This window comes from Stenotrophomonas maltophilia, assembly GCF_001274595.1.
In the GTDB taxonomy this organism is placed as follows: domain Bacteria; phylum Pseudomonadota; class Gammaproteobacteria; order Xanthomonadales; family Xanthomonadaceae; genus Stenotrophomonas; species Stenotrophomonas forensis.
Map to the genome: position 1 here is coordinate 4,010,061 of NZ_CP011010.1, position 23,725 is coordinate 4,033,785.

Sequence of the window (23,725 nt, forward strand, 5' to 3'; positions counted from 1 at the left end):
GATGCCGGCCAGCGGCCGGCATTACCAGCCACCGCCCAGCGCGCGGTACAGCTCCACCCGTGCAATCGCCGCGGTGGCCTGGCTGTTGGTCAGCGCAGCCTGGTTGTCCAGCGTGATGCGCTGGGTGGTCAGCACGTCCAGCATGTCGACCACGCCGGCCTGGTACTGCCGGCGCGCCGCACCCAATGCGGTCTCGCTTTCGTCCACCGCCACATGCAGCTGCACGGTACGCTGCTGCTCGGCTGCGTAGCCATCGATGGCATCATCCACTTCATGCCAGGCCTGCAGCACGGTGCGACGGAACTGTAGCGCCGATTGCTGCTGCTGCAGCCGGCTCAATGCGAGGTTGGCCTTCAACCGCCCGCCCTGGAAGATCGGCAGGCTGATCGACGGCCCGATGCTGAACCGGTGCGCGTTCCAGCCGTCCAGGTCATCCAGCTGCCTGGCCTGGAAACCGGCATCGCCATTCAAGGTGATGCGCGGCAGGAAGCTGGCCTGAGCCACGCCGATGCCCGCCGTCGCCGCATGCAATGCCGCTTCGGCACGGCGGATGTCCGGGCGACGTTCGGCCAGTTCGCTGGGCACGCCCACCGCCACCGTCGGCAACGTCGGCCAGTCACGGCGCGCGTCCTGCAGCTGTGCGTCCAGCGCCTGTGGCGGTTGTGCCAGCAGGAATGCCAGCGCATTGCGCAGCTGCGATTCGCGATGCTGCAGCGGTGCGATGCGCGCCTGCAGCGAAGCGACCTGCGCCGCCGCACTGGAAACCTGCAAGGTGCTGGCCACACCCTGGCGCTGGCGCGCTTCGGTCAGGCGCTTGATATCGTGGGCGATGCTCAGATTGTCCTCGGTGATCGCCCGCAACTGCCGCGTCGCGCGCAGCTGCAGGTAGTCACGCGCGGTTTCCGCCAGCAGCGCGATGCGCACCGCGTGTGCATCCTCCTCGGCCATCTGCACGCGTGCATCGGCCGCTTCCACCTGGCGGCGCACGCGGCCCCACAGGTCCAGCTCCCAGCTCAGGCCGATGCCGGCCTGGAACAGCCCGTAGTCCTCGCGCCCGCCGTTGCCGGACGGATCGCTCAAGCCCACCTCGCTGTTGCGTGCGCGTGCGCCGCTGGCGGTTGCGCTGACGCTGGGCAGACGGTCGGCCGCGGTGGCACCGCGCGCGGCGCGACTCTGCTGCACGCGGTTGGCCGCCAACTGCAGGTCCAGGTTGGCCGCCAGCACCTGGCTCGCCAGCTGGCCCAGCAGCGGATCGTCGAAGCCGGCCCACCAGGCCGCGTCCTGGTCGATGGCGTTGCCGGCGACCGCCTCACCCTGCCAGTGGCTGGGCAGCTCTGCCCGCGGGCGTACGAAGTCCGGGCCCATCGTGCAGGCGGCCAGGGCCGTGCACAGGGTGGCCGCAACGAAGGTTCGGAACACGCTGCCAGCGCTCATGCGTCCTCCCCGTCCGTGCGGTCCTGCACGCGCTGCGCGCTCTGCACGCGCACGCGGCTGTCCAGGTCAACGCGGGCTTCCACCGACATGCCGGCACGCAGCTGCTCCAGCAGCGGCTGGCCCGGCTCCAGCACGATCTTCACCGGAATGCGCTGCACCACCTTGGTGAAGTTGCCGGTGGCGTTTTCCGGCGCGATGGCGGCAAAGGTAACGCCAGTCGCCGGTGCGATGCTGTCGATGTGGCCACGCAGCGGCTTGCCCGGGAACACGTCCACCTTCAGCTCAACCTGCTGGCCGGCCTGCATGCGGGTCATCTGCGTTTCCTGGAAGTTGGCGACCACGAACGCGCGCTTCAACGGCACCACGGCGGCCACCGGCGTTCCCGGCGTCAGGTAGGCGCCAACGCGTACCGCACGGCGGCCGACCATGCCGTCGATCGGTGCGCGCAGCACGGTGTGCGACAGATCCAGTTCGGCGCGCGCCTGCGCGGCTTCGGCGCGTTGTACCGCGGCCTGCGCGGCCTGCACACCGGCTGTCAGGATGTCGGTGCGCTGGCGTGCGGTCGACAACGCGGCCTGGCCCTGCTGCAGGTGCGCACTGGCCACCGCCTGCTTCGACTGCGCCTGCTGCGCGTTCTGCACGGTGCCGGCGCCGTCGCGGGCCAGTTCGCGGTAGCGCTGCTGGTCGGCGCTGGCCAGGGTCAGTTCGGAGCGGCTGACATCGACACTGGCCCTGGCCTGTTCGATCAGCGAGCCCTGCTGGGCCAGTGCGGCCTGTGCATTGGCCAGCTGTGCACGGGCGTTGGCCAGGTCGGCACGCGCTGCCTGCAGGGCCACCTGGTAGTCGCGGTCGTCGATGCGCGCCAGCACGTCGCCGGCCTTCACGGGTTGGTTGTCGTCCACCTCGACGCTGCTGACGAAGCCGGCCACCTTCGGTGCGACCACGGTGAAATCCGCATTGACGTAGGCGTTGTCGGTGCGCTGGTAACGCCCGTCGCGCAGCAGCAGCCAGCTGCCGGTCGCCAGGGCCAGCACGCCCAGCACGAGGCCGGTGTTGAGGGTTGTCTTGTTGAGGCTCATGGGGGAGTCCTTGCGGGTGAGGGTCAGGCCACGGCACGTGGCGGGTGGACACGGGTGGCCCACGGCAGCAGCGGCAGGCAGCCCAGGGCCACCAGCGCGACCAGCCAGTACAGGTCCGCCGAGGTAAGCGCCTGCACCTGGGCGTGCAGCCGCGCGGGCAGATCGGCGCTGGCGGGCAACCACGGCTGGTTGCCCAGGTGATCGATCAGCGCGGTGGAATGGAGGTGGCGCCGTGTCTGTCCGACCGCATCAAGCACGCCACCGGCAAACACCGCCGAAAAGCCTTTGACGGTGTTGAACCAGGCCGAGGCATAGGGACCGTCCTGCGGCGCCAGGCCGGTGGTCGCCAGCAGCAGCAACGGCAGCACCGCCATCGGCTGTGCCACCACCTGCAGCAGTTGCACCCACAGGAAGGTGTCGCGGTTCCACTGCACATCCAGGTGTGCGCCCAGGAAGCACGCCGCCGCCAGCAGCAGCAGCCCGGCCGCCTGCACCCAGCGGCAGTCCACCGCACGCTGGTTCATCAGCGCAGCCACCAGCGGCAACGCAATGGCCTGCGGCAGCGCCACCCACAACAACATCGGCGCGGTCTGCAGCGGGCGGTAGCCCTGCACACTGGCGAGAAAGCCGGAGGGGATGGAGATGACCGCCAGCAGCACGAACAGCACGCCCACGCAGGTGACCAGCGAATAGCTGAGATTGCGATGGGCCAGCAGTTGCAGCTTGAAGAACGGCAGCGGGTGGAACCACTCGTTGATGAAGAACAACACCAGCAGGCCGGTGCCGCCGCCAAGCAGCACCGTGATCAGCGGCGAATCGAACCAGTTCAGGCGCGCGCCCTGGGTCAGGCCCAGCACCAGCATCACCAGTGCCGGCAACCCCAGGGCCAGGCCCACGCCGTTGAACTGGGCAAAGCGCTCCAGGCGCATCGGGTCCTGCGGCAGGCCCCAGCCGACCATCACCATGCCGGCCACGCAGAACGGCACGATCTGCCAGAACGCGAACTGCCAACCGGCGTGCTCGACCCACAGTGCGGCCAGCGGCGTGCCCATGCTCGGCCCGAACGTTGCGGTGAGCGCGTAGCCCGCCAGGCCATACAGCTTGATGCCCGGCGGCAGGAAGCGCAGCGCCACGCTCATCAGCAGCGGCGGCAGCGCACCGCCGGCCAGGCCCTGCAATGCGCGCAGCAGCAGGAAAGTCGGCAGGTTCGGCGCCAGCGGGCACAGCACCCCCAGCACCATGAAGGCGGCGATCATCACCAGGCCGAAGCGGCGCAGCGAGAAGGTGGCTGCGCACCAGGGCGCGAAGGCCATCGCGCTGACCGACATGGCGCTGTAGATGCCGGTGATCCAGTTGCCGTCATCGGCACTGAACCCCATCCCACCGCGGATGTCGGCCAGCGCGACCTTGGTGACGTTCTCGTTGAAGCCCGACAGCAGCACCACCAGCAGCACGCCGCACAATCCGACCACGATGCGGCGATCGAACGCGGGGGCAAGCGGGGCGGCGGGGGCCTGTGGCACGGTGATCGCGCTCATGGGCGCGGGCCGATCCGTGCGGCGCACGGCAGGTGAAGCGACATGGCGTGCGCTCCGTGAATGTGGGGAGCGCAGTCTAGGCAGGCCCACTGCTGCGAAAAATGGCGTGGATGCGATGCCAGGCGTGCGCGGGACGCACGGGTTTGGGTGGGTGCCGACCGTTGGTCGGCACACGATTACACAGCGTCGGCGTCGCACATGCTCTTGATCGCACGGCGCAGCCAGCGGTGCGCCGGGTCGTTGTCCATGCGCGGGTGCCAGGCCTGCACCAGCGCCACCGTGCGTACCGGCACCGGCAACGGGAACATGCGCAGTGGCAGCCCCATGTAGGCGATGCGATCGAGCATCACGCTGGGCATCTGCGGCAGCACCAGGTCCGAGGCGGCTGCAGCAAAGATCGCGCCATGGAAGGTGGGGATGACCATCGCCACCCGCCGCTGCAGGCCCAGCTGTGCCAGTTCGTCGTCGATCGGCCCATGCGCGATGCCGCGCCGCGAGACGGCGATGTGGTCGCATGCGGCAAACCTTTCGGCGGTGATATCGCCGTCGAACAGCGGATGATCCTTGCGCGCTGCGCCCAGCAGGGCCGTGGTGAACAGGTTCTGCACCTTGGTTTCCTGGGTGTGCTTGCCGGCAGTGCTGATATACAGGTCGATCCGGCCCTGCACCATCGCGTCATCGTCGGTATCGCCTTCGGGCATGAACCGCAGCGTGCAGCCTGGCGCCTGCTCGCGGAACACGTCCCGCAGGCGGCCGCCGTAGCTGCCGATGAACACGTCGTTGGCGCGGATGCTGAAGGTACGTTCCAGGGTCTGGATGTCCACCTCGCGCCCTTCGTTGAACACCCGATGGGCCTGCTCGATCACGTCGCGCACCTGCTCGCGCAGTTCCAGCGCGCGTGGGGTCGGCGCCAGGCCGCGGCCGGCGCGTACCAGCACCGGGTCGCCCAGCGCGTCGCGGATCCGCCCCAGGGTGCGGCTCATGGCCGGCGCGCTCAGATTCATGCGCCGAGCCGCTCCGGCGACACTGCCTTCGTCCAGCAGGATATCCAGGGCCAGCAGCAGGTTGAGATCGGGCAAGGGCATGGCAGTCTCCAATAAATGGAGTGACTCTACGACACTCCAAGTAAAAGTCGATTGCATGCCATGCACGTATTGCCTGCGCCGCACGGCATGGGTGCGCGCGGTGACATCGGCGACCATCCCCGGCCTGCCAAGGAGACATCCATGTTCAATACCCTGCTGGTCGCCCTGGACGGCGGCCCCCAGCACGCGCGCGTGCTGGACCTCGCCGCGGCCATCGCCGGCCCGCGTAGTCGCCTGCACCTGCTGTGCGTGCTCGATCCCGAATTCGCGCTGGCCGCCGATGCCAGCGAAGCCGACCGCATCGAGTATCCGGAAGCCGCCCGCCAGCGCTCGCGCGCCGAAGCGGTGCTGGCCGAAGCCTTGGCCGAACTGCGCGAACGCGGCGTCGATGCCATCGCGCAGATTCCCTCCGGCGATCCCGGCGAAGTCATCAGCGAACAGGCCAAGCGCCTGAAGTGCGACCTGATCGTGATCGGCCACCGCCACCTGTCCCGCCTGCAACGCCTGTTCGAACCCTCGATCGGGCAATGGACCATCGACCACGCGCCCTGTCCGGTGCTGGTGGAAACCCGCGACCCCCAACCCTAGCTGCCATGGCCTCCCGTTCCCCCTTGTTTCCTACCCGCGTCAACTACCGGGCATTCGGCCGCCAGTTGGGTCGTGGCGAGCAGGCACTGCTCGCTGCGATACGCCAACTGCGCGAGCCCGACCTGCGGGCCGATGGGCTGGCCGGGTTGAGCGACCTCGGCCTTGATCCCGAGGGCTGCGGCGCGTTCATCAACCTGCTGCCGCTGCTGGCCACGCCTGCCGCGCCGATAGATCTGCTGCGGTCCGGCTCGCCGTTCATCGCCGCCAGCGAACTGGACCTGCTGGCCTGCCTGCTGCGTATTGCACAGTGGCGGCACGCACGCCCCCGCGACGACGACACGCTGGCGCCGTTGCGCCGGCAACTGGCACGCTGTGCATTCGTGGTGCACGCGGCGAAGCTGCCACTGCGGCAGCGCTCGTTGTCACCGGTCGGGCTCCGCCTGCTCGATCCGGCCGGCTGGCTGCGGCAGCGATGATGCGCACGCGCAGGCACCACGGGAACCATGGCCTTCAGCAATCCATCGTGCCGTGCGTGCTGCCTTCGTCATCCAGCACATGCGCGTGCAGCACCACCTGGTTGCGGCCGGCCCGCTTGGCGGCATACAGGCCGGCATCGGCGTCCGCCAGCAACTGATCGGCACTGGCCAGGGCCGGTGGATGCAGGTAGCCCACGCCGATGCTGATACTGACCGACCCTTCCGGCAGCGGCAGGGCCTCCACCGCCTCGCGCAGCCGTTCGGCCAGCGCCAGCACGCCCGACAGCGCGCTTCCAGGCACGATCACCGCGAATTCCTCGCCGCCATAGCGCGCCACGCTGTCGCCAGCGCGGCCGGCGATGGCCTTCAACACCGCGGCCACGGCCTGCAGGCAGCGATCGCCAGCCGGATGGCCGTGCTGGTCGTTGAAGGCCTTGAAATGGTCGATGTCCACCAGCAGCAGGCCCAGCGGGCTGCCACTGCGCCGTGCGCGGTTCCACTCCGCCAGCAGCAGCGCGTCGAACTCGCGGCGGTTGGCAACCCCGGTCAGGCCATCCTGGCGCGCCAGCTGGTCCAGGCCGGCCTGGCGTTCCATCAGGTCGGTCTGCAGCAGGATGCTGCGCAGGCCGAAGCCCAGCGTGGCCACCACGAAGCCACTGACCGCCAGCGGTCGCGCGTGGTCGACCACCAGCGTGCCCACCACCAGCAGCAGCAACGGCAGGATCATCGGCCCCGCAGCCTGCACGGTGCGCGCCAGCCGTGGATGCGGCGCCGAGCCCGGTACCGGTGCCCGGCTCAACGCCAGCAACGCCAGCAGCAGGAACGGCAGGTCGATCAGCAGATCGTTGTAGGCGCCGAAGGAATCACCCGAGGTGTAGTGGTTGATGTAGTAGGCCACCAGCAGGTACGCCAGCGCGTACAGCGCCAGCACCCGGAAGAAGCCGCGCCGCTCGGGCACATCACCGGCCAGCCAGCGCACCACCGCGAACCCGGCGATGCACAGGTTCTGGATATCGAACATGCGCTGCATGCTGGCCATCGCCGAATCGTCGATATCGATACGGGCGGCGAACGATTGCGTATGCACGAAGAACAGCACGCCCAGCAGCGCCGCCATCGCGGCGTCGATCAGGCTGATGCTCAGGCGCTCACGGCGCGCGCGGGCCAGGATGAACACCAGCGGCACGCCGTACAGCACGTACAGGAACAGGCTGGCCTGCGGCGTGATATCGGCGCGACCGGCGCCGAGTGCATCGATCATGTTGAAGGCCATGCCGCCAGCCCACAGCAGCAGCGCCAGCGCCGTGGCACGCCAGCCAAGCGCGGCGCGGTCGCGACGTGCCCGCCACAGGCAGGCCATCGCCGCCAGCAGCGGCGCGCCGGTCAGGAAAACGAAGGAGCCCACGCCGGTCGCCCCCGGCCACAGGGCCACGACCAAGCCATGGCACAGCACGTACAGCAGCGCCAGCACTACCGGCATGCCTCCCCCGATCCGCAAGGCCGTATGCGCGCACGATAGCGCGGCGTCGCGCCACGATGGCGTGATCCAGCGCAGAAAAAAGGGGACGGAGGGGATTAAGTCGCTTTCGGCACAATGGCAAAAGCGACTTAATCCCCTCCGTCCCCTTTTCCGGGGGTGTCAGCCTTGGAGGGCGCGGGCGTGGTGTGCCACGTGCTCGCCGATGAAGCTGGCGATGAAGTAGTAGCTGTGGTCGTAGCCGGGCTGCAGGCGCAGGGTCAGCGGGTGGCCGGCCGCATCGCAGGCCTGCTGCAGGCGCTCGGGCTGCAGCTGGGTCTGCAGGAACTCGTCGGCCCCGCCCTGGTCGACCAGCAGGGGCAGGCGCTCACTGGCCGTCGCCACCAGCGCGCACGTATCCCACTGCGCCCAGTCGGCCGGGTTGTCGCCCAGGTAGGCGTGGAACGCCTTCTGCCCCCATGGCACATGGCTGGGCGCGACGATCGGCGAGAACGCCGACACGCTACGGTAGCGCCCCGGATTACGCAGCGCGATCACCAGTGCACCGTGGCCGCCCATCGAATGGCCACTGATCGCACGCGCGCCGGTCGCGGGGAAGCTCGCCTCGATCAGCGCCGGCAGTTCCTGGGCCACATAGTCGTGCATGCGGTAATGCTTCGCCCACGGTGCACGGGTGGCGTTGAGGTAGAACCCTGCCCCCTTGCCCAGGTCGTAGCCTTCGGCATCAGCCACGTCATCGCCACGCGGGCTGGTGTCGGGCGCAACGATGATCACGCCGTGCTCGGCCGCATAGCGCTGCGCGCCGGCCTTGGTGATGAAGTTCTGCTCGGTGCAGGTCAGCCCGCTCAACCAATACAGCACTGGCAGCGCCTGCGTCTCCGCCTGTGGCGGCAGGTACACGGCGAACTGCATGTCGCAGCCCAGCGTGGTCGAATGATGACGGTAGACGTCCTGCCAGCCACCGAAGCAGGCGCGGTGTTCGATGCGTTCCATGGGTTCCTCCCGAGGGGCGGCAGGCCCTCAAGCCTGCCACCCGGCGCGGCTCAGTAGTGGACCACCGAACGGATCGACTTGCCTTCATGCATCAGGTCGAAGGCGTCGTTGATCTTGTCCAGGTCCATGGTGTGGGTGACGAACGGGGCCAGTTCGATATCGCCCTTCATCGCGTCCTCGACCATGCCGGGCAGCTGGCTGCGACCCTTCACGCCACCGAAGGCGGTGCCCATCCACTTGCGGCCGGTCACCAGCTGGAACGGGCGGGTGGAGATTTCCTGCCCAGAACCGGCCACGCCGATCACCACGCTCTGGCCCCAGCCACGGTGCGCGCATTCCAGCGCCGCGCGCATCACGTTGACGTTGCCGATGCATTCGAAGCTGTGGTCCACGCCCCAGGTGGTCATCTCGACGATGACCTGCTGGATGGGCGTGTCGAAGTCTTTCGGGTTGATGCAGTCGGTGGCTCCGAATTCACGGGCCAGCTCGAACTTGGACGGATTGGTGTCCACCGCGATGATGCGGCCGGCCTTGGCCTGGCGCGCACCCTGGATCACCGCCAGGCCGATGCCGCCGAGGCCGAACACCGCCACGCTGTCGCCTTCCTGCACCTTGGCGGTGTTGTGCACCGCACCGATGCCGGTGGTGACGCCGCAGCCGAGCAGGCAGACGTGCTCCGGGTTCGCGTCCGGATTGATCTTCGCCAGCGAAACCTCGGCCACCACGGTGTACTCGCTGAAGGTCGAGCAGCCCATGTAGTGGTACAGCGGCTCGCCGTTGTAGCTGAAGCGGCTGGTGCCGTCGGGCATCACGCCCTTGCCCTGGGTGGCGCGCACGGCCACGCACAGGTTGGTCTTGCCGCTCTTGCAGAACAGGCACTCGCCACACTCGGCGGTGTACAGCGGAATCACGTGGTCGCCCGGCTTGACGCTGGTCACGCCCTCGCCCACCTCCACCACGATCCCCGCGCCTTCATGGCCCAGCACCACCGGGAACAGGCCTTCCGGATCGTCGCCGGACAGGGTGAACGCATCGGTGTGGCACACACCTGTGTGGGTGATCCTGACCAGCACTTCGCCGGCCTTCGGCGGGGCGACGTCGATCTCGACGATCTGCAGCGGCTGGCCGGGACCAAAGGCGACGGCGGCACGGGACTTCATGGTGGCTTCTCCAAAGACAGGCAATGACAGGATGCGCGGCGCAACGTTGCGCCGTCGTTTACTTCAGGTACGAGCGGATCAACGCGCTCATGTCGCGCACGCGTTCGGCGCGTTGTTCGTCGGAGGCCGCAGGCTGGCCGAACTCCTCGCGCAGATGCGCCTCCATCACCTCGGACATCAGGCCGTTGACCGCGCCCCGGATGGCGGCGATCTGCTGCAGCACCGGCCCGCAGTCGGCACCGGCTTCCAGCGCGCGGTCCAGCGCATCGCACTGGCCGCGGATGCGGCGCACGCGGGCCAGCACCTTCTTTTTCTCTTCGGGGGAGTGCGGCATGGCGCGGCCACCTCTGAACTATACTGGAGGATAGTATACATGGAAGCAATTGCCTTGACGCAAATGGCTTCCTGGAGCTCCGGGACGGCAGCTTTTAATCAAGCAAAATCAATTGCTTGAAATGACCCAGCGGCCACCAACGCTGTGTCAGGCAAGCTATCGGGGGCAACATCTGGAATCAAATAATGGGCATTGGCATCCAACTCGGGCGCATCACCGATGAGATCGGCAGCAGCGATTTTCTGTATGCGTTCTTCTCGACAATCAGCGGCAATCTGGAACCGGATGGATGGGGAAGCCGCTTCCCGATCATCATGGAGCAGCTCTATGCCGGCTGCGTGCAGAAATCAGATGCGGCCACCGCGCTGTTCGAAATGCACGTCATCCGCACTGAGCTAGCCGAAATGCCACCGACCCATGCCATCTGGTCGTTCGACGATCGAGCGCAGCGTCCGCCGTGGGGAGACGATATCGCTCCCGAAATTGATAGCTTGGGGAACTATTTCGTCACTGCACATGGGCGTGATCTGATTGCGCTTCTGATTGATGTACTTGAAGCACTTCAGGAAGGCGGAGACACGTCTGCCCGGATCGTCAGCTATTGATGCGTCCGGCTCAATCGAACAGCCCCTCACCCGCCAACCGGGTCAGTTCATCCACCACGTAGCGCACTTTCGGCCGCAGGTGACGGGTTGGCGGCCACAGCGCGTGGATGTCGATGTGGCGCTGCATGTGCGCGTCCAGCACCGATTGCAGCGCGCCGGATTGCAGGTGACGGCGTACCAGCGACGCCGGCATCTGGCAGATGCCCAGCCCGGCGATGGCGGCGTCGATCACCGCATCGCCGTCGTTGAGCTGGTAGGCCGCGTTGGGGATGAAGGTTCCTTCGGCATCATCACTGCCGATGCGCCACGCTACCGGCTGCCCGTGGCGGAAGCCAACGATGCTGCGGTGCTGTGCCAGTTCCTCCACACTGCCCGGCACGCCGTGCGCCTGCAGGTAGGCCGGCGCGGCGCAGGTGACCAGGCGCTGGCGGCCCAGCCGGCGCGCGACCAGGTGCTCGGCCTGGTGCAGGCCGCCGAAACGGATCAGCAGGTCGATGCCTTCCTCGACGGGATCGACGAAGTGATCGGTGAAGGTCATCGTCAGCTGCAGGTCCGGGTATTGCCGGCACAGGCGCAACAGCACCGGCAGCACCACCAGCCGCCCGAACGAGGACGGCATGTCGATGCGCAGCCGCCCGCTGGGCAGGCCGGCCGAGCCCAGGCAGGCCTCGGCGGCGGAAATCTCTTCCAGCGCGGCCGCACACGAAGCGTAATAGGCCTCGCCATCGGTGGTCAGCGCGATGCGCCGCGTGGTGCGATGGAACAGGCGCACGCCCAGCCGCGCTTCCAGCCGGGCGATGGCCTTGCCCACGGCCGAGCGCGAGATGCCCAGCGTATCGGCGGCCTCGGTGAAACTGCCCGAGCGGGCCGTGGTGACGAACGTGACCAGGCCATTCAAGGATTCCAGCGGCAGCATCTTCAATCCCTCATTAGGGACAAATAGTCCCGCACCAAGGGAAATCGAAGCGCTTTATGCGCCCGCATGTCAACTCCATCCTGTGTGCATGGCGCCGCTGGCGCCCCTCCCCCCGCACCGAGATAACCGAGATGACCGCCACCCTGTTCCACCCGTTCGACCTGGCCGGCACTGCCCTGCGCAACCGCATCGCGATGGCTCCGATGACCCGTGCCCGCAACCCCGGGTCGGTCGCCAACGACCTCACCGCGCAGTACTACCGGCAGCGTGCCAGTGCCGGCCTGATCATCAGCGAAGGCACGCCGGTCTCGCCGCAGGGCCAGGGCTACATCGACGTGCCGGGCATCTGGTCGGCCGAACAGGTGGCGGGTTGGAAGCAGGTCACCGAGGCGGTGCATGCCGCGCAGGGCACGATCTTCGCCCAGCTCTGGCACGTGGGCCGCATGTCGCATGCCTCGCTGCAGCCCGGAGGTGGCCAGCCGGTCAGCGCCGGCACCCGCCCGGTCGCCAGCGCACCGAAGAACACCTCGTTCGTGTACCTGGACGACGGCAGCCGCGGCCACGCCGATCCCACTCCGGCACGTGCGCTGGATACGGCCGAGATTCCAGGCATCGTCGACGACTTCGTGCGCGGTGCCGACAACGCGATCGCCGCCGGCTTCGACGGCATCGAACTGCATGCCGCCAACGGCTACCTGTTCGAACAGTTCCTCAACCCGCTCATCAACCAGCGCGAGGACCGCTACGGCGGCTCGCTGCCGAACCGTGCGCGGTTGATCCTGGAGACGGTGGATGCGATGGCCGAACGCATCGGCGCGCACCGCATCGGCGTGCGGCTGGCCCCGAACAACCTCACCTTCGACATGCCGTTCTACCCCGACAACGAAGCCACCTATCTGTACCTGGCCGAGGAACTGGGAAAGCGCGGGCTGGCCTACGTGCACCTCAACGACAATCTGCAACAGGGTGAATCGGTGCTGGGTGAGGCGTTCCTGCAGCAGTTCAAGCAGTCTTACGGCGGCACGCTGATCCTGGCTGGCGGCATGACCCGCGAGCGCGCCCTGCAGCTGGTCGAGGCCGGCACCATCGATCTGGCCGCGTTTGGCCAGCCGTTCATCGCCAACCCGGATCTGGTCGAGCGCCTGCAGCACGACATCGCACTGGCCACTCCGGACCGCAGCAGCTATTACGGTGGCGGCGAGGCGGGCTATCTCGATTACCCGCGCGCGCAGTAGATCCACGCCATGCGTGGATGCGGGCGTACACTGCCTGCCCGCATCCACTGAGCCTGCTTATGGATACGCCCACCGCAGCGTTCATCGTCAATCTCGACGTCCCCGATCTGGCCGCGGCTGAAGCCTTCTACACCGCAGCCTTCGGCCTGCGCATCGGCCGCCGCCTTGGCCCGGGCGCCGTGGAACTGCTCGGCGGGCCGACCCCGCTGTACCTGCTGCACAACGAGGAAGGCAGCGCCGCCACCGAGGACGGCGACGTGCGCGACTACGAGCGCCATTGGACGCCGCTGCATCTGGACTGGGTGGTGGATGACATCGCGGCCGCGCTGGCGCGTGCGGTTGCGGCTGGAGCAACGCTGGAGCAGCCGGTGCGCGAGCGTCACTGGGGCCACATCGCGGTACTGGCCGATCCGTTCGGCCACGGCTTCTGCCTGATCCAGTTCAGTGGCGAAGGCTACGACGCGCTGGTTGACTGACCGGCGCGCCGGTCACCACGGCAACGGCACCGCCTCGCCGTTGGCGCGCTCGCCGTAGTACAGCGACGGCAGCAGGCGCGAGAGGAAGCTGAACTCCGTGTAGCAGTGCTTGAGCAGGCCCAGTCCGACCGCATCGCTGGCATCGCGCTGCGGTTCGGCGCTGTCCAGGCCCAGCACGAATCGGCTGCGCAGCACGCAGCCGAACGGCGTATCGCGCGCGACGTGCAACATCTGCCCATCGCAAGGGTCGCCATGCGCATCCAGGCGCACGTGATCGCCAAAACCGATGCGTGCGGCGATCACCGCCGACACATCACCCGCATCCTGCGCCGCCTGCAGGCGCTCGGGTGCAAGCAGCGTGCGCGGGTCATGAAACTTCAGCCGCGCTGCCACCGGCGGAATGTCGGCCAGCGATTCCACCGCATGGATGCTGGCGCCATGGTAGCTGCGGCCGCGCTGCCAGGCTGCGTCCCAGCCGCGATGCTCGACGTGATCGAGCGGATGCCACCAGCGGATGTGCTGGGTGGTCTCGAAGAAGGTGAACCACCAGTCGAGCATGCGGCCCTTGCAGCCGTGCAGATCGGTACGAACGGCCACCCGCAGGGTGCCGTCTTCGCGGCGCTGGATGCCGGTCTCCAGACGCATCGGCGCCGGGTCGAGCAGATCGTGGTGGTCCAGCCAGGCGCGAGCGTTCACAGCGGTATCCATCGGGGGGTCTCCTGCGGGGTTGAGAAGCCCGACAATACGGAAACGCTCTACGTTTCGCAATTAACCCAATGCGGTAAGATGGGCGCAATGAACAGCACCACCCTGCCCGAGCCCACAACGCCGACCCGTCGCCGCGGTCGCCCCGCGCGACCGGAAGCCGAAGTCCGCCATGCGGTACTGCAGGCCACCCTGGAACTGCTGCTGGCACAGGGTTACGAAGCGACCACCATCGAAGCGGTGGCAGCGCATGCCGGGGTAGCGAAGAAGACCGTGTACCGCCATGCCAGCAACCGCGAGGAACTGGTGGGGTTGGCGGTGCGTGAGTGGACCGACGGCTTCGCGCCGCAGCTGCAGCGTGATGCCCGCAACGCCGACGAAGTGCTGCCGGTGCTGCACGCGATCCTGCAGGCGGTCTGCGCACAAGCGCTGTCGGCGCAGGCAGTGCAGGTGTTCCGCCTGCTCGCCACCGACTTCCCCGGCAAGGACGCGCTGCTGCAGGCCTATCTGCACAACGGCATCGAACGCGGCCGCGTGCTGCTGGCCGACTGGCTGGCGCGGCAGCAGCAGCGCGGGCTGCTGCGCGATGCAGACCACCCGTGCACGGCAAGGCTGATCCTGGCGATGGCCGTGGCCGAGCCACTGCGCGAGCGCGTGATCGGCGTGGTGGCCGAGGATGCGCCGGTGGACGTGCATCTACATGAGTGCGTGGCGTTGTTGGGGCCGGTGTTGCAGGTGCCGTAGCCTGGCGCCATCCAGGAATGCCCTGTCCCGGTGGGTGCCGATCGTTGGTCGGCACTCCTGCAGCGACTCACTCGCGCAGCATGTCCACGAACGCACGCAGCGCCGCCGGCATCTGCCGCTGCTTCGGGTAGTACAACGCGAAACCGGCGAACGGTTCGCTCCAGTCTTCCAGCACCGCCACCATCTGCCCCGAGTCGATGTATGGCCGCGCGGTGTCTTCCAGCACGTAAGCCAGGCCGATGCCATCAAGCACCGCGCCGACCACGGTGCCCTGCTCGCCCAGCGTCAGCCTTCCGGGCACGTCGATCTCCAACGCCTGCCCACCACGCTCGAACTGCCACTTGTACAGATGGCCACTGGCGAAGCGGAAGCGGATGCATTCATGCGCAGCAAGATCGCGCGGATGCTGCGGGGCTGGACGTCGCCGCAGGTAGTCCGGCGCGCCGACGATCAGCCCGCGCAGCGGCGGCCCCATCGGCACTGCCACCATGTCCTCGGGGATGAACTCATGCAGGCGCACGCCGGCGTCGTAGCCTTCGGCAACGATATCGACCAGGCCATCGTTCTCGGTCAGCTCCACCCGCACGTCCGGATGCGCGTGCAGGAAGCGCGCAAGCCGCGGCCCCAGCTGGGTCGCCACCGCCGCGCGGGTGGCGTTGATGCGCAGCAGGCCGGCCGGGGCGGCGCGGAACTGGTTCATCTCTTCCAGCGCGTCATGCACCTGGCCCAGGGCCGGCTGCAAGCGTTCCAGCAGGCGCTGCCCGGCCTCGGTCAGGGCCACGCTGCGGGTGGTGCGGTGGAACAGGCCCACCCCCAGCCGTTCCTCCAGCGCACGGATCGCATAGCTCACCGCCGAGGTCGACAGCGCCAGCTCGGCGCCGGCACGGCGGAAGCTGCGGTGACGGGCGACCGCCGCGAACGCGGCCAGGTGGGATAGATTGTCAGTGGCCATGATTGTGCAGTTTCACTTGATGAATCATGCCGATATCCGGGCTTCTTGCCGCTGGGTGCGGGGCGTATTGTAAAACGCCTTTCGACAAACCCTGCCAAGGATTCCCCATGTCCCTCGCCCGTGGTTACGCCGCCCATTCACATACCGACCCGCTGATCCCGTACGAATTCGAACGCCGCGCGGTCGGGCCGGACGATGTCCGTATCGAGATCCTCTACAGCGGCATCTGCCACTCCGACCTGCACCAGGCCCGCGACGACTGGGGTGGCTCGATCTACCCGATGGTGCCCGGCCACGAGATCATCGGCCGCGTGACCGAAGTCGGCAGCAACGTCACCCGCTTCAAGGTCGGCGACCACGCCGGCGTCGGCTGCATGGTCGACTCGTGCCGCCACTGCGACGCCTGCGAGCACGACCTGGAGCAGTACTGCGCCGAAGGCGCGACCTGGACCTACAACGGCCGCGAACGCCAGAGCGGTGCACCGACCTACGGCGGCTATTCCGACCACGTGGTGGTCGAGCAGCGCTTCGTGGTGAAGGTGTCCGACACCCTCGACCTGAAGGCCGCCGCGCCGCTGCTGTGTGCCGGCATCACCACCTGGTCGCCGCTGCGCCACTGGAAGGTCGGCCCGGGCCAGAAGGTCGGCGTGATCGGCCTCGGTGGCCTCGGCCACATGGGTGTGAAGTTTGCCAAGGCACTCGGCGCGCACGTGGTGATGATCACCACCACGCCGGAAAAGGGTGCCGACGCCAAGCGCCTGGGCGCCGACGAAGTGCTGGTCTCGCGCGACGCTGCACAGATGAAGGCACACGCCGGCAGCTTCGACTTCCTGCTCAACACCATCCCGGTCGGCCATGACACCAACCCATACATGGGCCTGCTCAAGCGCGAGGCGACCATGTGCCTGGTCGGCGTACTGACCGAGCTGGACCCGCCGCTGACCGGTGGCAGCGTGATCTTCGGCCGCAAGCACCTGACCGGTTCGGCGATCGGCGGCATGGCCGAAACCCAGGAGATGATGGACTTCTGTGCCGAGCACGGCATCGTCAGCGATGTCGAGATGATCGACATCAAGAACGTCAACGAGGCCTGGGAGCGCATGGCGAAGAACGATGTGCGCTACCGCTTCGTGATCGACATGGCGACGATGAAGAACGCCGCCTGATCCAAGGCAGATGCAAAAATGAAAAACCCCGGCAATGCCGGGGTTTTTTCTGGTCCTGCATTGGGCATGACGAAGGTCAAGAAGGCGGCCACCGCCCGGGCGCAGACTTCCCGCATGGCCCGCCTGCCCTCCCCTGCAATGCTGATGCGTGCGCCGCACCGTCTGCTGTTCTTCATCGGCGCCAGCAACCTGCTGCTGGCGATGCTGTGGTGGGCGTTGTGGCTGGGCGCATTGCGCGGATTGTGGACACCGCCGCCACCGCCGCTACCACCGGCCTGGCTGCATGCGCTGCTGATGCAGTACCTGGTGCTGCCCAGCTTCATTTTCGGCTTCCTGCTCACCGTGTTCCCGCGCTGGATGGGGCAACCCGAGCTGCCACGCAGCCGCTATGCGCCTGTCGGCATCGGCTTGTTTGGCGGGCAGGCGCTGCTGGTTGCCGCCGCCTGCGGGTGGGCACCCGGGCTGTGGCCCGGCCTGCTGCTGGCACTGGCCGGCTGGAGCGCTGGACTGATCGTGCTGGGACGCGTGCTCAAGGCCGCCGGCCCCAACCGCAACTGGCATGCTCATGCCTGCTATGCCGCACTGCTGCTGGGGTGGCTGGGGTTGCTGCTGTTCATGGCGGTGGTGCAGGGCCACGCCACGCTGATGCCGGTCAATGTGGCACTTGGCACGTTCGGCCTGCTGCTGCCGGTCTACCTCACTGTCGCCCACCGGATGATCCCGTTCTTCGCCAACAACGTGGTGGAGGGCTACGTGCCGTGGCGCCCGCTGCGCTGGTTGGCCGCGATGTGGGCACTGCTGATGCTGCGCCTGCTGTTGACCGCATTGCAGATCGACAACGCATTGTGGGTGGCCGACGCACCGCTGCTGGCGCTGGCGCTGCAGGCGCTGTGGCACTGGTGGCCACGCGGGCCGATGCCCGGGCTGCTCGCAGCCCTGTTTCTGGCGCTGGCGTGGCTGCCGATCAGCTTCGCGCTTTATCTGCTGCAGGACATCGGTCAAATGCTCGGCCATCTGCAGCTGCTCGGCCGCGCACCGCTGCACGCACTCGCCGTGGGCCTGTTCGGCAGCCTGCTGGTAGCGATGGTGACCCGGGTCACCCAGGGCCATTCCGGACGGCCGCTGGTGATGCCGGCAGTGGCCTGGTTTGCGTTTGTCGCGCTGCAGGCGGTGGCGATCATGCGCATCATTGCCGAGCTGATGCCCGACGCCTACGCCGGGCATTTCGCTGCCGCCATCGGTTGGCTGCTGGCATTGGCCCCGTGGGTGGCACGGCTGGGCTGGATCTACCTGAGCCCACGACGCGACGGCAAGCGAGGCTGACAGCCTTCAGCGGTAGCGCCGGGCCATGCCCGGCGGCCACCGTAATCACTCAGTACGCGAACTCGCGGAACACCGGATCCACATCGCCGTGCCAGCGGCCATGGAACAGCGCCAGCTTGCGCTCGGCCGGGGTCAGCCCGGATTCAACGATTTCCTGCAGCACGTCCAGGAACTTGCTCTCGTCCTGGCCGTCGGCATTGCGAGCGCCGCGGCGCTTGAGACCTTCCACCGAAATCTTCACCGCTTCGCGGGCCAGGTCACGCACGCTGCCAGCACGGAACGGCAGGTTCATCGCATGCTTCGGCACACCGTCGCGCAGCGCATGACGCTCGGCCAGGGTGAAGTCACGCACCAGGTCCCAGGCGGCATCCAGCGCGGTGTCGTCATACAGCAGGCCGACCCAGAACGCCGGCAGCGCACACAGGCGGCTCCACGGGCCACCATCGGCGCCGCGCATTTCCAGGTACTTCTTCAGGCGCACTTCCGGGAACGCGGTGGTCATGTGGTCCGACCAGTCGCGCAGGGTCGGCAACGCGCCCGGCAATACCGGCAGCTTGCCCTGCATGAAGTCGCGGAAGCTCTGCCCGCTGGCGTCGTGGTAGATGCCATCGCGGTAGGAGAAATACATCGGCACGTCGAGCAGATAGTCGACATAGCGCTCGTAGCCGAAGCCGTCCTCGAACACGAAGTCGAGCATGCCGGTACGGTCGGCGTCGGTATCGGTCCAGATGTGCGAGCGGTAGCTCAGGTAGCCGTTCGGCTGGCCTTCGGTGAACGGCGAATCGGCGAACAGCGCGGTGGCGATCGGCTGCAGCGCCAACGACACGCGGAACTTCTTCACCATGTCCGCTTCGGTGGCGTAGTCCAGGTTCACCTGCACGGTGCAGGTGCGGGTCATCATGTCCAGGCCCAGCGAGCCGACCTTGGGCATGTACGAACGCATGATCTTGTAGCGGCCCTTCGGCATCCACGGCATTTCATCGCGCTTCCACTTCGGCTGGAAGCCCATGCCGAGAAAGCCCAGCTGCAGTTCGCCGGCCACCTGCGCCACTTCGTTCAGATGGGTGCCGGTTTCCACGCAGGTCTGGTGGATGGTCTCCAGCGCCGCGCCGGACAGTTCCAGCTGGCCGGCCGGTTCCAGCGTCACCGAGGCGCCGTCGCGCAGCAGGGCAATGGTGTTGCCGTTTTCCTGCACCGGCTCCCAGCCGAAGCGGACCAGGCCGTTGAGCAGCGCTTCGATGCCGCGCTCGCCGTCGAAGGTCGGCGGGCGCAGGTCATCCAGGCGGAACCCGAACTTCTCGTGCTCGGTGCCGATGCGCCACTGCGTGCGGGGCTTCTCGCCGGAGGCGATCACCTCCACCAGCTGCGAGCGGTCGGTAATGGGTGTATCGGCGACGTGGCTGGGGCTCGACAAGGGGAAGGCTCGCTGGACTGTGGCGGGGGATGTGGGGCTGGAGGCCTTCCATCGCAAGGGCGCACTATAGCGTGGCACTCCGTCACGTCATGCGACGGTGACGGGTTTCAGCATCCTACCGACGCCCTCTTGACCCTCGTACACTCACGGCCATGAGTCGCCATTCACGACACCCCGAACTGCACCGCTCCGAGCGTGTCGGCTGGTTGCGTGCCGCTGTGCTGGGGGCCAACGACGGCATTGTCTCGGTGGCCGGGCTGGTGGTCGGCGTGGCCGCCAGCGGCGCCTCGGCCAGCACCCTGCTGGCGACGGGCGTGGCCGGCACCGTGGCCGGCGCGATGTCGATGGCCGCCGGCGAGTATGTCTCGGTACAGACCCAGGCCGACACCGAAGCAGCCGACCTGGCGGCCGAGAAACGTGAATTGCACGAAGACCCGCACAGTGAACTGGAAGAGCTGAGTGCAATCTACCGCCACCGCGGCCTGGACCCGGCGCTGGCGCGGCAGGTCGCCGAGCAGCTCACCGCCCACGACGCGCTGGGCGCCCACGCCCGCGACGAACTGGGCATTACCGACACCCTGCGTGCCCGCCCACTGCAGGCCGCGCTGGCCTCGGCCGGGGCGTTCACCTGCGGCGCCGCGCTGCCGGTGCTGACCGCCCTGCTCGCGCCGGTCGACAAGGTTGCGATGATCACCACCGCCAGCACCCTGCTCGGTCTGTGCCTGACCGGCGCGATGGCGGCGCAGGCCGGTGGTGCGCCGCCCGTGCGCGGCGCTGTCCGGGTGATGTTCTGGGGCGCGTTGGCGATGGCCGCCGCCGCCGCTGTCGGCCGCCTGCTGGGCGCGCACGTGTCATGACCGCCATGCTGCCCGCCGCCACCGCCCTGCTGGCCGAGATGACCGGCCTGGCCGGCTGCGAACGCGCCGAAGGCTATGCCTGCATCACCGCACGCCGCGAGCATGGCGCCAGTTCGGTGGAGATTCCGCAACCGCAGTTCGCGATCCTGCTGGAAGGCCGCAAGCAGGTGCGCACCGCACACCAGTCGCTGGAATTCTTCCCCGGCGACATCCTGCTGCTGACCCAGCGCTGCCGCATCGACGTGGTCAACAGCCCCGATCCGCACAGTGGCCGCTACCTCAGCGCGATCGTGCCGCTGTGTGCCGAAGTGCTGGCGGCAGCGCGCACGCTGTGGAACGAGGAACTGCCCAGTGCGGGCCCGGCGATGGCGCGGTTGCCATTGATCGAACACGGTGCGGTGCTGCGCCAGTGGCGACAGTCGCTGCAGGACGGCCGTTACAGCGACGCACGCCTGGCCCTGGCCTCGCTGGTGCTGACCTTGTGCCGGCAGGGCCATGGCAACCTGCTGCTGCCACAGGCACCGAGCCTGGGCGAACAGATCCGCGACCGCATTGCCGCCGAACCGGCACGCGACTGGCAATCGCGGGATGTGGAAGAACAGTTCGCGCTGAGTGGCGCGACCCTGCGCCGCCGCCTTGCCGCCGAGCACACCAGCCTGCGCCAGCTGCTGACCGAGGCACGGTTGGCGCATGGCATGCAGCTGCTCTACACCACCGACCTGCCGCTGAAGACCGTCGCCGCACGCGCGGGCTACCGGTCTGCGGCCAGTTTCAGCAAGCGCTTCGCCGAACAGTACGGACTGGCTCCCACAGACATTTAAGGGGGTTCGGCAGGGCTGCGCCCTGCACCCGCCGAGGCAACAGCAACAGCCAAAGCAACAGCCATGCATTCCGTGGGATGGCGGGGCGGTGTGGGTGGTCAGGACACGCCGTAAACCCATCCATGGGGGCTCGATGGCGCCATCCATGGCGCCAACGGTCCTGCCCACCCACACCGCCCCGCCTCTGACAGATTCCGTGTGCTGTTGGTAGGTGTCGACCTTGGTCGACACATCTGTCGGATATCGATAATCAAATTTGGGTCAGATCTACCGTGTCGACCAAGGTCGACGCCCACCAGAGCAGAACGCCGTTCCGACAGATCGCAGAAATCTGTCGAAGGCGGGGTGGGTCCGGTTGCGGGAGTGTCCGCGGCATGGATGCCGCGGCCAAGCCCCCAGGGATGGGTTTACGGCGTCTCCCGCAACCGGACCCACCCCGCCTCCCCACAGGAAGCCCGCCGTTGCTTCGGCTGTTGCTGTTGCTTTTGCTGTTGCTGTTGCCTGCAGCGGGTGCAGGGCGCAGCCCTGCAGGCAACACCCCTCCCTGAGCATTCCGCGCACTGCTTTGAGCGCCGCGCACACGCTGGCCACGGCACGCTGTCCGGCAACGGAACCGCCCGTCATCCACCGAGAACTGCCATGACCCTGCATCACCTGCCCCTGCGTAGCGCCCTGCTGCTGGCCCTGTCCGCCCTGCCGCTGGCCGCGCTGGCCGAAGCCAGCTCGCCCGCTCCCACCCGGCAGGTGCCCGGCGTCTACCATCAGCGCATCGGTGCGTTGCAGGTCACCGCCCTGTTCGATGGCGTGGTCGCACTCGGCCGGCAGGAAGTGGTGGACGTACCGCCAACGCTGGTCAGCCGCCTGTTGGAAGGCCGCTACGTACCGGAAGACAAGAAGGGCCTGCAGACCGCCATCAACGCCTTCCTGGTGCGCCAGGGCAACCACCTGACCCTGGTCGACACCGGCACCGCGCAGTGCTTCGGCCCCGGCCTGGGCCAGGTGCTGGGCAACCTGCGCGCCTCCGGCGTGGACCCGGCCGAGGTGGACGAGGTGCTGCTGACCCATGCCCATCCGGACCACCTGTGCGGCGTACTCGACGCGCAGGGCAAGCCGGCCTACCCGAATGCCACCGTGTGGCTGTCCAGGGCCGATGCCGACTACTGGCTCAACCCGGCCAGCGAGGCCACCGCGCCGAAGGGCGTGCGCTTCGCCTTCCCGCTGGCGCGCAACGCGGTAGCGCCCTATCAGGCCAGCGGCCACCTGCGCACCTTCAGCCCCGGCGATGCCCTGCCCGGTGGCGCGGTGGCGATGGACACCCATGGCCATACGCCTGGCCATGTCTCCTACCGATTCGACAGCCAGGGCCAGTCACTGCTGGTGTGGGGCGATGTGCTGCACTTCCACGCGGTGCAGTTCGCGCACCCGGAGGCCGCGTTCGAGGCCGATTCGGACCGCAAGGCGGCCACGGCCAGCCGTCGCGGCCTGCTGCAGCAGGCCACCGCCAACGGTTGGTGGGTGGCCGGTGCGCACCTGCCGTTCCCGGGCCTGGGCCATGTGCGCAGCGAAGGCCAGGCCTATGCGTGGGTGCCGGCGGAGTATTCGCCGTTGTGAGGGGGTGCCGACCAAGGTCGGCACCCACCCGATCGGGTAGCGCCCGGCTGCCAGCCGGGCGACGGGGGAATGCTTATTCCAGCCCCAGCCAGCCGCCGATCACGGCGCGGGCCTCGTCCACGCCGGTACGGTCCTCGCCGGAGAACACCTGCACGCTGACGCTGTCGCCGTAGGCCGAGTGCAGCTCCTTGCGCACCTTCTGCAGGGTCTGCATCTGCTGGCTGCGGCTGAGCTTGTCGGCCTTGGTCAACAGTGCGTGCGCCGGCATGCCGCGCTGCACCGCGTAGGACAGCATCTGCCGGTCGTAATCCTTCAGCGGGTGGCGGATATCCATCACCACCACCAGGCCCTTCAGGGCTTCGCGGGTGCGGAAGTACCGGTCGATGAAGGCCTGCCAGTGCGCCTGCAGGTCCAGCGGCACCTTGGCGTAGCCGTAACCGGGCAGATCGACCAGGTGGGCGTCCGGGGTGATCTGGAAGAACACCAGCTGCTGGGTGCGGCCGGGGGTCTTTGACACGCGGGCCAGGGCGTTCTGGCGGGTCAGCGCGTTGAGGGCGCTGGACTTGCCGGCGTTGGAGCGACCGGCGAAGGCCACTTCGGCGCCCTCATCGGGCGGCAGCTGCCGCACGTTGTGGGCCGAGAGGTGGTAACGGGCGCGTTCGATGAGCAATGACATGTGCCTAGGATCGCATGTTGCGGCGCCGCGCGCCCGTGCCGGCGGCCGTTGCGGGCATTT

Annotated in this window: 24 protein-coding genes; 11 read left to right on the plus strand and 13 right to left on the minus strand. The window is 67.9% G+C overall.

Annotation, left to right across the window (positions count from 1 at the left end; translation table 11 throughout):
- Positions 1-21: 21 nt before the first annotated feature.
- From VN11_RS18255 to VN11_RS18270, 4 genes are all read right to left on the minus strand, one after another.
- The gene (locus tag VN11_RS18255; RefSeq protein ID WP_053450762.1) at positions 22-1,434 is read right to left on the minus strand and encodes an efflux transporter outer membrane subunit; all 1,413 of its coding nucleotides are present in this window, start codon (positions 1,432-1,434) and stop codon (positions 22-24) included.
- Positions 1,431-2,513, minus strand: coding sequence for an HlyD family secretion protein (locus tag VN11_RS18260; RefSeq protein WP_053450763.1), 1,083 nt, complete (start codon positions 2,511-2,513; stop codon positions 1,431-1,433). The genes VN11_RS18255 and VN11_RS18260 overlap by 4 nt, the downstream gene beginning before the upstream one ends.
- 23 nt (positions 2,514-2,536) lie before the next feature.
- The gene (locus VN11_RS18265) at positions 2,537-4,051 is read right to left on the minus strand and encodes an MFS transporter (RefSeq protein ID WP_053450764.1); all 1,515 of its coding nucleotides are present in this window, start codon (positions 4,049-4,051) and stop codon (positions 2,537-2,539) included.
- 176 nt (positions 4,052-4,227) lie between these two features.
- Complete coding sequence (locus VN11_RS18270; RefSeq protein ID WP_053450765.1) at positions 4,228-5,136, minus strand: LysR family transcriptional regulator; 909 nt, start codon at positions 5,134-5,136, stop codon at positions 4,228-4,230.
- 141 nt (positions 5,137-5,277) lie between these two features.
- Between VN11_RS18270 and VN11_RS18275 the strand changes: the two genes are divergently transcribed.
- Both VN11_RS18275 and VN11_RS18280 read left to right on the plus strand, forming a co-directional pair.
- Positions 5,278-5,724 (plus strand): universal stress protein, encoded by a 447-nt coding sequence (locus tag VN11_RS18275; protein ID WP_053450766.1) that lies wholly within the window; start codon positions 5,278-5,280, stop codon positions 5,722-5,724.
- A 5-nt stretch (positions 5,725-5,729) separates the two neighbouring features.
- Positions 5,730-6,200, plus strand: coding sequence for a hypothetical protein (locus VN11_RS18280; RefSeq protein ID WP_053450767.1), 471 nt, complete (start codon positions 5,730-5,732; stop codon positions 6,198-6,200).
- A gap of 34 nt (positions 6,201-6,234) precedes the next feature.
- On the opposite strand, the gene VN11_RS18285 is transcribed toward VN11_RS18280, so the two are convergent.
- The 4 genes from VN11_RS18285 to frmR form a co-directional block, all read right to left on the minus strand.
- Positions 6,235-7,680, minus strand: coding sequence for a GGDEF domain-containing protein (locus tag VN11_RS18285; protein ID WP_053450768.1), 1,446 nt, complete (start codon positions 7,678-7,680; stop codon positions 6,235-6,237).
- Positions 7,681-7,839: 159 nt separating this feature from the next.
- Positions 7,840-8,670 (minus strand): S-formylglutathione hydrolase, encoded by an 831-nt coding sequence (gene fghA, locus VN11_RS18290; RefSeq protein WP_053450769.1) that lies wholly within the window; start codon positions 8,668-8,670, stop codon positions 7,840-7,842.
- A 50-nt stretch (positions 8,671-8,720) separates the two neighbouring features.
- Positions 8,721-9,830, minus strand: coding sequence for an S-(hydroxymethyl)glutathione dehydrogenase/class III alcohol dehydrogenase (locus tag VN11_RS18295; RefSeq protein ID WP_053450770.1), 1,110 nt, complete (start codon positions 9,828-9,830; stop codon positions 8,721-8,723).
- Positions 9,831-9,888: 58 nt separating this feature from the next.
- Complete coding sequence (gene frmR / locus VN11_RS18300) at positions 9,889-10,164, minus strand: formaldehyde-responsive transcriptional repressor FrmR (protein ID WP_005411009.1); 276 nt, start codon at positions 10,162-10,164, stop codon at positions 9,889-9,891.
- A gap of 185 nt (positions 10,165-10,349) precedes the next feature.
- Here frmR and VN11_RS18305 point away from each other — a divergent pair, with 185 nt between their 5' ends.
- The gene (locus VN11_RS18305; protein WP_053450771.1) at positions 10,350-10,769 is read left to right on the plus strand and encodes an Imm70 family immunity protein; all 420 of its coding nucleotides are present in this window, start codon (positions 10,350-10,352) and stop codon (positions 10,767-10,769) included.
- Between the two features lie 10 nt (positions 10,770-10,779).
- Here VN11_RS18305 and VN11_RS18310 read toward each other — a convergent pair whose 3' ends face one another.
- Positions 10,780-11,685: a LysR family transcriptional regulator gene (locus VN11_RS18310; RefSeq protein WP_053450772.1), complete on the minus strand. Its 906-nt coding sequence runs from the start codon at positions 11,683-11,685 to the stop codon at positions 10,780-10,782.
- 131 nt (positions 11,686-11,816) lie between these two features.
- Here VN11_RS18310 and VN11_RS18315 point away from each other — a divergent pair, with 131 nt between their 5' ends.
- Complete coding sequence (locus VN11_RS18315; RefSeq protein WP_053450773.1) at positions 11,817-12,920, plus strand: alkene reductase; 1,104 nt, start codon at positions 11,817-11,819, stop codon at positions 12,918-12,920.
- 59 nt (positions 12,921-12,979) lie between these two features.
- A complete protein-coding gene (locus VN11_RS18320) occupies positions 12,980-13,396 on the plus strand; it encodes a VOC family protein (protein WP_053450774.1) in 417 nt (138 codons plus the stop codon).
- A gap of 12 nt (positions 13,397-13,408) precedes the next feature.
- On the opposite strand, the gene VN11_RS18325 is transcribed toward VN11_RS18320, so the two are convergent.
- Positions 13,409-14,104, minus strand: coding sequence for a DAPG hydrolase family protein (locus tag VN11_RS18325; protein WP_053450775.1), 696 nt, complete (start codon positions 14,102-14,104; stop codon positions 13,409-13,411).
- A gap of 78 nt (positions 14,105-14,182) precedes the next feature.
- Between VN11_RS18325 and VN11_RS18330 the strand changes: the two genes are divergently transcribed.
- Positions 14,183-14,845: a TetR/AcrR family transcriptional regulator gene (locus tag VN11_RS18330; protein ID WP_053450776.1), complete on the plus strand. Its 663-nt coding sequence runs from the start codon at positions 14,183-14,185 to the stop codon at positions 14,843-14,845.
- Positions 14,846-14,912: 67 nt separating this feature from the next.
- Here VN11_RS18330 and VN11_RS18335 read toward each other — a convergent pair whose 3' ends face one another.
- Positions 14,913-15,797 carry a LysR family transcriptional regulator gene (locus VN11_RS18335; RefSeq protein WP_053450777.1) on the minus strand — a complete coding sequence of 295 codons (885 nt, stop codon included), beginning with the start codon at positions 15,795-15,797 and terminating at the stop codon, positions 14,913-14,915.
- A 107-nt stretch (positions 15,798-15,904) separates the two neighbouring features.
- Between VN11_RS18335 and VN11_RS18340 the strand changes: the two genes are divergently transcribed.
- Positions 15,905-16,963 (plus strand): NAD(P)-dependent alcohol dehydrogenase, encoded by a 1,059-nt coding sequence (locus VN11_RS18340; RefSeq protein WP_053450778.1) that lies wholly within the window; start codon positions 15,905-15,907, stop codon positions 16,961-16,963.
- A gap of 66 nt (positions 16,964-17,029) precedes the next feature.
- Positions 17,030-18,286, plus strand: coding sequence for an NnrS family protein (locus VN11_RS18345; protein ID WP_053450779.1), 1,257 nt, complete (start codon positions 17,030-17,032; stop codon positions 18,284-18,286).
- Between the two features lie 49 nt (positions 18,287-18,335).
- On the opposite strand, the gene VN11_RS18350 is transcribed toward VN11_RS18345, so the two are convergent.
- Complete coding sequence (locus VN11_RS18350) at positions 18,336-19,700, minus strand: glutamate--cysteine ligase (RefSeq protein WP_053450780.1); 1,365 nt, start codon at positions 19,698-19,700, stop codon at positions 18,336-18,338.
- Positions 19,701-19,852: 152 nt separating this feature from the next.
- Between VN11_RS18350 and VN11_RS18355 the strand changes: the two genes are divergently transcribed.
- The 3 genes from VN11_RS18355 (at position 19,853) to VN11_RS18365 (ending at position 22,989) form a co-directional block, all read left to right on the plus strand.
- Complete coding sequence (locus tag VN11_RS18355) at positions 19,853-20,557, plus strand: VIT1/CCC1 transporter family protein (RefSeq protein ID WP_053450781.1); 705 nt, start codon at positions 19,853-19,855, stop codon at positions 20,555-20,557.
- Entirely contained in the window at positions 20,554-21,378 is an 825-nt protein-coding gene (locus VN11_RS18360) for a helix-turn-helix transcriptional regulator (protein ID WP_053450782.1), read from the plus strand. The genes VN11_RS18355 and VN11_RS18360 overlap by 4 nt, the downstream gene beginning before the upstream one ends.
- 639 nt (positions 21,379-22,017) lie before the next feature.
- On the plus strand, positions 22,018-22,989 hold the full coding sequence (locus VN11_RS18365) for an MBL fold metallo-hydrolase (protein ID WP_053450783.1): 972 nt from the start codon (positions 22,018-22,020) through the stop codon (positions 22,987-22,989).
- A 73-nt stretch (positions 22,990-23,062) separates the two neighbouring features.
- Here the strand turns inward: VN11_RS18365 and yihA are convergent, their stop codons facing one another.
- A complete protein-coding gene (gene yihA, locus VN11_RS18370) occupies positions 23,063-23,665 on the minus strand; it encodes a ribosome biogenesis GTP-binding protein YihA/YsxC (RefSeq protein WP_053450784.1) in 603 nt (200 codons plus the stop codon).
- Positions 23,666-23,725 lie beyond the last annotated feature (60 nt).

Coding starts and splice junctions, on each gene's coding strand:
- VN11_RS18255 (WP_053450762.1), bottom strand. CDS start 1,434: ATGAGCGCTGGCAGCGTGTTCCGAACCTTCGTTGCGGCCACCCTGTGC.
- VN11_RS18260 (WP_053450763.1), bottom strand. CDS start 2,513: ATGAGCCTCAACAAGACAACCCTCAACACCGGCCTCGTGCTGGGCGTG.
- VN11_RS18265 (WP_053450764.1), bottom strand. CDS start 4,051: ATGAGCGCGATCACCGTGCCACAGGCCCCCGCCGCCCCGCTTGCCCCC.
- VN11_RS18270 (WP_053450765.1), bottom strand. CDS start 5,136: ATGCCCTTGCCCGATCTCAACCTGCTGCTGGCCCTGGATATCCTGCTG.
- VN11_RS18275 (WP_053450766.1), top strand. CDS start 5,278: ATGTTCAATACCCTGCTGGTCGCCCTGGACGGCGGCCCCCAGCACGCG.
- VN11_RS18280 (WP_053450767.1), top strand. CDS start 5,730: ATGGCCTCCCGTTCCCCCTTGTTTCCTACCCGCGTCAACTACCGGGCA.
- VN11_RS18285 (WP_053450768.1), bottom strand. CDS start 7,680: ATGCCGGTAGTGCTGGCGCTGCTGTACGTGCTGTGCCATGGCTTGGTC.
- fghA (WP_053450769.1), bottom strand. CDS start 8,670: ATGGAACGCATCGAACACCGCGCCTGCTTCGGTGGCTGGCAGGACGTC.
- VN11_RS18295 (WP_053450770.1), bottom strand. CDS start 9,830: ATGAAGTCCCGTGCCGCCGTCGCCTTTGGTCCCGGCCAGCCGCTGCAG.
- frmR (WP_005411009.1), bottom strand. CDS start 10,164: ATGCCGCACTCCCCCGAAGAGAAAAAGAAGGTGCTGGCCCGCGTGCGC.
- VN11_RS18305 (WP_053450771.1), top strand. CDS start 10,350: ATGGGCATTGGCATCCAACTCGGGCGCATCACCGATGAGATCGGCAGC.
- VN11_RS18310 (WP_053450772.1), bottom strand. CDS start 11,685: ATGCTGCCGCTGGAATCCTTGAATGGCCTGGTCACGTTCGTCACCACG.
- VN11_RS18315 (WP_053450773.1), top strand. CDS start 11,817: ATGACCGCCACCCTGTTCCACCCGTTCGACCTGGCCGGCACTGCCCTG.
- VN11_RS18320 (WP_053450774.1), top strand. CDS start 12,980: ATGGATACGCCCACCGCAGCGTTCATCGTCAATCTCGACGTCCCCGAT.
- VN11_RS18325 (WP_053450775.1), bottom strand. CDS start 14,104: ATGGATACCGCTGTGAACGCTCGCGCCTGGCTGGACCACCACGATCTG.
- VN11_RS18330 (WP_053450776.1), top strand. CDS start 14,183: ATGGGCGCAATGAACAGCACCACCCTGCCCGAGCCCACAACGCCGACC.
- VN11_RS18335 (WP_053450777.1), bottom strand. CDS start 15,797: ATGGCCACTGACAATCTATCCCACCTGGCCGCGTTCGCGGCGGTCGCC.
- VN11_RS18340 (WP_053450778.1), top strand. CDS start 15,905: ATGTCCCTCGCCCGTGGTTACGCCGCCCATTCACATACCGACCCGCTG.
- VN11_RS18345 (WP_053450779.1), top strand. CDS start 17,030: ATGACGAAGGTCAAGAAGGCGGCCACCGCCCGGGCGCAGACTTCCCGC.
- VN11_RS18355 (WP_053450781.1), top strand. CDS start 19,853: ATGAGTCGCCATTCACGACACCCCGAACTGCACCGCTCCGAGCGTGTC.
- VN11_RS18360 (WP_053450782.1), top strand. CDS start 20,554: ATGACCGCCATGCTGCCCGCCGCCACCGCCCTGCTGGCCGAGATGACC.
- VN11_RS18365 (WP_053450783.1), top strand. CDS start 22,018: ATGACCCTGCATCACCTGCCCCTGCGTAGCGCCCTGCTGCTGGCCCTG.
- yihA (WP_053450784.1), bottom strand. CDS start 23,665: ATGTCATTGCTCATCGAACGCGCCCGTTACCACCTCTCGGCCCACAAC.